6 protein-coding genes are annotated in these 4256 nt (G+C 46.2%); all 6 read left to right on the top strand.

The features are described from left to right. The coding region (locus tag Q0546_RS00420) for a PDC sensor domain-containing protein (protein ID WP_298789529.1) at positions 1–658 on the top strand (658 nt) is incomplete at its 5' end. Next, entirely contained in the window at positions 655–1266 is a 612-nt protein-coding gene (hisH, locus tag Q0546_RS00415; protein WP_298789527.1) for an imidazole glycerol phosphate synthase subunit HisH, read from the top strand. The genes Q0546_RS00420 and hisH, both read left to right, overlap by 4 nt. Further along, positions 1266–1976 (top strand): 1-(5-phosphoribosyl)-5-[(5-phosphoribosylamino)methylideneamino]imidazole-4-carboxamide isomerase, encoded by a 711-nt coding sequence (hisA, locus tag Q0546_RS00410; RefSeq protein WP_298789531.1) that lies wholly within the window; start codon positions 1266–1268, stop codon positions 1974–1976. The genes hisH and hisA overlap by 1 nt, the downstream gene beginning before the upstream one ends. A 66-nt stretch (positions 1977–2042) precedes the next feature. Further along, positions 2043–2408: a response regulator gene (locus Q0546_RS00405; RefSeq protein ID WP_002949840.1), complete on the top strand. Its 366-nt coding sequence runs from the start codon at positions 2043–2045 to the stop codon at positions 2406–2408. A 13-nt stretch (positions 2409–2421) separates the two neighbouring features. Further along, positions 2422–3252 (top strand): 50S ribosomal protein L11 methyltransferase, encoded by an 831-nt coding sequence (locus Q0546_RS00400; protein WP_298789524.1) that lies wholly within the window; start codon positions 2422–2424, stop codon positions 3250–3252. A gap of 18 nt (positions 3253–3270) precedes the next feature. Then, a partial coding sequence (locus Q0546_RS00395; RefSeq protein ID WP_298789522.1) for an ATP-dependent metallopeptidase FtsH/Yme1/Tma family protein occupies positions 3271–4256 on the top strand: 986 nt, incomplete at its 3' end.

Genomic DNA, 4256 nt, shown 5'->3' with positions numbered 1-4256 from the left:
CGGCGGCGAAAACTGTAGCAATAAGTCTTATTATTACACCGCGGTGCGCGAAAAGCGCTGCGTGCTAAGCGACCCGTACCCGTCTTCGCTAACGGGCGAACTGTGCGTGACGGCGTCCACTCCGATATATGATGATAAGGGAGAGCTAAAATTCGTCGCGTGTATCGACGTTTCGTTAGAAAATATCCTAACCATCGTCTCTCATGGCAAGCTAGAGAGCTACTTTGGCAAATTTCTTAAGGTCGTTTACGCCGCGTTTTCGGTCGCGCTTTTTACCATAGCCTTGTTTTTGTTTGCTGACGCGCTTAAAGGGCTTTTGGCTAACGATCTTTTAAATATCGAAGTCGAAAAGATGTTTGAGCACACGATTGTGCTGACGCTGGCGCTTGCGATATTTGACCTGGTTAAAGCGATATTTGAAGAAGAGGTGCTAGGTAAAAGTAAACGTGGCGAGGATATGGAAAACAAAACGATGATTAGATTTATCGGCTCGATCATCATCGCGCTTGCGATCGAGGCCCTGATGCTCGTGTTTAAATTTGCCATCACGGCACCGGACCACATCATAAACGCGATCTATCTCATCGGCGGCGTCGCGATATTGATGATCGCGCTTAGCATCTATCTTTTTGCTACCAAGCAAAGGAGTTCGCATTGATTGGCATCATCGACTACGGCGCGGGAAATTTAAGAAGCGTTTTAAACGCGTTTGAGAGTTTAAATTTAAAGGCGAAACTCGTCGGTCGCGGCGAGGAGCTGGGTAAATTTAACAAGATTATTTTGCCAGGAGTCGGGGCTTTTGGCGAAGCGATGCAAAAGCTAAAAGATAGAAATTTTATCCCCGCAATAAAAGAGGCCGTAGCTGGCGGAAAGCCGTTTTTAGGCATTTGCCTGGGTATGCAGCTGCTTTTTGAGCAAGGCGAGGAGTTTGGCGTAAACGAAGGGCTCGGGCTCGTAAAAGGGCGAGTGGTTAAATTTGACCCGTCTAAATTTGACGCTCCGCTAAAGGTGCCGCACACAGGGTGGAATACTATAAATTTTACCAAGCAAACGCCGATAAATAGGGATCTTGCGGCTAGCGAGTATTTATACTTCGTGCACTCTTATCACGTAGTTTGCGATGATGACGCGGCGCTTGGCTTTACCGAGTACGGCTATAAATTCGTAAGCGCGGTGTGTAAAGATAACATTTTCGGTTTTCAGCCGCACCCCGAAAAGAGCCATAAGACGGGGCTAAAAATTTTACGAAATTTCGGAGAGATGTGATGGAAATTTTGCCTGCGATAGATTTGAAAGAGGGCAAGGCTGTTCGGCTTTTTAAAGGCGAGATGAGTAGCGCCAAAATCTACTCGGACGCACCGTGGGAGCTAGCCAAAAGGTTTGAATATATGGGCGCAAAGTGGCTTCATGTCGTCGATCTTGACGGGGCGTTTGCGGGTGAAGCGGTAAATCTAAAAACTGTAGAAAAGATCGCAAAAGCCGCAAATTTGCAAATCCAAATCGGCGGCGGGATACGCGACGAAGCGCGCATCAAAAGCTACCTTGATAGCGGTATAACGCGCGTTATCTTGGGTTCGGTAGCGCTAAAAGATCCCAATTTTACTAAAGAAATGGCACAAAAATACCGCGTCGCCGTCGGCATAGATGCCAAAGACGGCTTCGTCGCCGTGCAGGGCTGGGCGGAGGTGTCGCAGATGAGGGCGAGCGAGCTAGCGCGCAAATTTGCCGGAGCCGGAGTCGAAGCGGTAATCTGTACTGATATCTCAAAAGACGGCACTCTTAGCGGCGTGAATGTGGAATTTACATCGCAAATCGCAAAAGCTAGCGGCATAAATACGATCGCAAGCGGCGGCGTAAAAGATATCTCCGATATTGAGGCGCTTATGCGCGCGGGAGACGTCTACGGAGCTATCGTAGGCAAGGCGTACTACGAGGGGACGCTTGATCTAAAAGAGGCCTTTAAACTGGGTCGCTAAAATTTTAAAGTAAATTTAAATATAAAATTTGCTAGAATTGGATATTTTTTAAAAAAGGATACGATTGTGAAAATACTAGTAGTCGACGACAGCTCTACTATGAGAAGAATCATAAAAAACACCCTACAAAGGCTCGGGCATCAGGAAATTTTAGAGGCCGAGCACGGAGCCGAAGCGTGGCAAATTTTAGGCCAACATAGCGATATAAACGTGCTTATCACCGACTGGAATATGCCTGAGATGAACGGCCTTGAGCTAGTAAAAAAAGTCCGCGCCGAGGCAAAATACGTCGATATGCCTATCATCATGGTAACGACCGAGGGCGGTAAGGCCGAAGTCATAACCGCGCTAAAAGCAGGCGTCAATAACTACATCGTAAAGCCGTTTACGCCGCAAGTTTTAAAAGAAAAACTTGAAGACGTTTTGGGCTAAAAGAGCGTAAATTTTGAAAGATAAATTTTACGAGCTTGAAGTTCTTTGCTCGCAGGAGCTTCGCGAGCTTTTCGAAGATCTAGTTTTTTCTTTGGGCGTTACTTGCACGCAGGAGACTACGGGCGGGTTTATCATCCGAGACGAAGACGAGCTAGACGAAGTGGAATTTGGCCTGCAAGAATACGCAAAATCTCTACAAAATGCGCTCGGCCGCGAGATCGAATTTAAGATAACAAAAAGCCAAAAAGAAAATAAAGACTGGCTAAACGAATACAAAAAAAACGTAAGACCGATAGAGATCGGTAAAATTTACATCCACCCAAGCTGGGAAGAGTCTAAAGACGGGTTTGAAAATATCATCATCGACCCCGCTCTTGCCTTTGGTTCGGGTCACCACGAGAGTACGAGCGCTTGCATAGAGTATCTGCAAAAATATGCCGCAAACGGTATGAGTGCGCTTGATGTAGGCTGCGGAAGCGGAATACTAAGCATCGCCCTAGCAAAGCTAGGATGCGTCACGGATGCCTGCGATACGGACGAGCAAGCAGTGCAAAGCTCGCATAAAAACGCCGAGCTAAACGGAGTTAAATTTAATCAAATTTGGACCGGTTCGGTGGCGAATTTGGATAAAAAATACGATGTCGTCGTAGCAAATATAATCGCCGACGTGATACTAATGCTAAAAAATGATTTGATAAATTTGCTAAAAGAGGGCTCGTATCTCGTTTTAGCAGGCGTTTTGGATAAATACGAAACGCGAATTTTAGAGGCTTTTTCGTCGCTCAAACTGGTAGAAAATCAAACCAAAAACGAGTGGAAAAGCTTCGTATTTCAAAAAGCGTAAAATAATTTAAGGAAGATAATGGATAATAGAAAAAACGATGATAAAAATTTAAATAATGGTGGAAATAATTTTTTTAATAAAAATCCGATTTTGATTTTCGCCATTTTTGCTATCATAATAGTGGTGGCATTTCGCGGGCTCGGAGGCGGCGAGATGGACGGTACGCTACTAGGACAGAGCGCGGCCGGCTCAAAAAGTACCTCGTACTCCGAGATAAAAGAGATGATAAAAAACAAGCAAGTAGCGCAGGTGGGCATCTCCGAAACCTCGATAAAAGCCGTGGATAACGGCGGCAGAACATACTTTGCCAAAAGAGTAAACGACCCAACGCTAGTGCCGATTTTGGAGGAGCAAAAGATCCCTTATGGAGCGTATAGCGAGACGAACTGGTTTACCGAAATGCTCTTTTCGTGGGTGCTTCCTATTTTTATTTTCTTTGGAATTTGGATGTTTTTGGCTAGCCGCATGCAGCGAAATATGGGCGGCGGTATCCTTGGGATGGGAAGCTCTAAAAAGCTTGTAAACTCTGAAAAGCCGAAGGTTAAATTTGCCGACGTGGCGGGCGTGCAGGAAGCAAAAGAAGAAGTTAAAGAGATTGTGGATTTCTTAAAGCACCCTGATAGATATATAAATTTGGGCGCAAAAATCCCAAAAGGCGTGCTTTTGGTTGGACCTCCGGGTACGGGTAAAACCTTGCTTGCAAAGGCCGTCGCGGGCGAAGCAGATGTGCCGTTTTTCTCAGTTTCTGGATCAAGTTTTATCGAGATGTTTGTCGGCGTGGGTGCTAGCCGCGTGAGGGATCTTTTTGAAAATGCGAAAAAAGAAGCTCCGGCGATCGTTTTTATAGATGAGATCGACGCTATCGGCAAAAGCCGTGCAGCTAGCGGCATGATCGGCGGAAACGACGAGCGCGAGCAAACGCTAAACCAGCTTTTAGCCGAGATGGACGGCTTTAGCTCGGATGCGTCGCCCGTTATCGTGCTTGCTGCAACCAACCGTCCATC

Origin of the sequence: uncultured Campylobacter sp. (genome assembly GCF_937997465.1) — a bacterium.
In the GTDB taxonomy this organism is placed as follows: Bacteria; Campylobacterota; Campylobacteria; order Campylobacterales; family Campylobacteraceae; genus Campylobacter_A.
The sequence above is the reverse complement of the archived record's forward strand: the minus strand, read 5'-3'. Positions and strand labels throughout refer to the sequence as shown.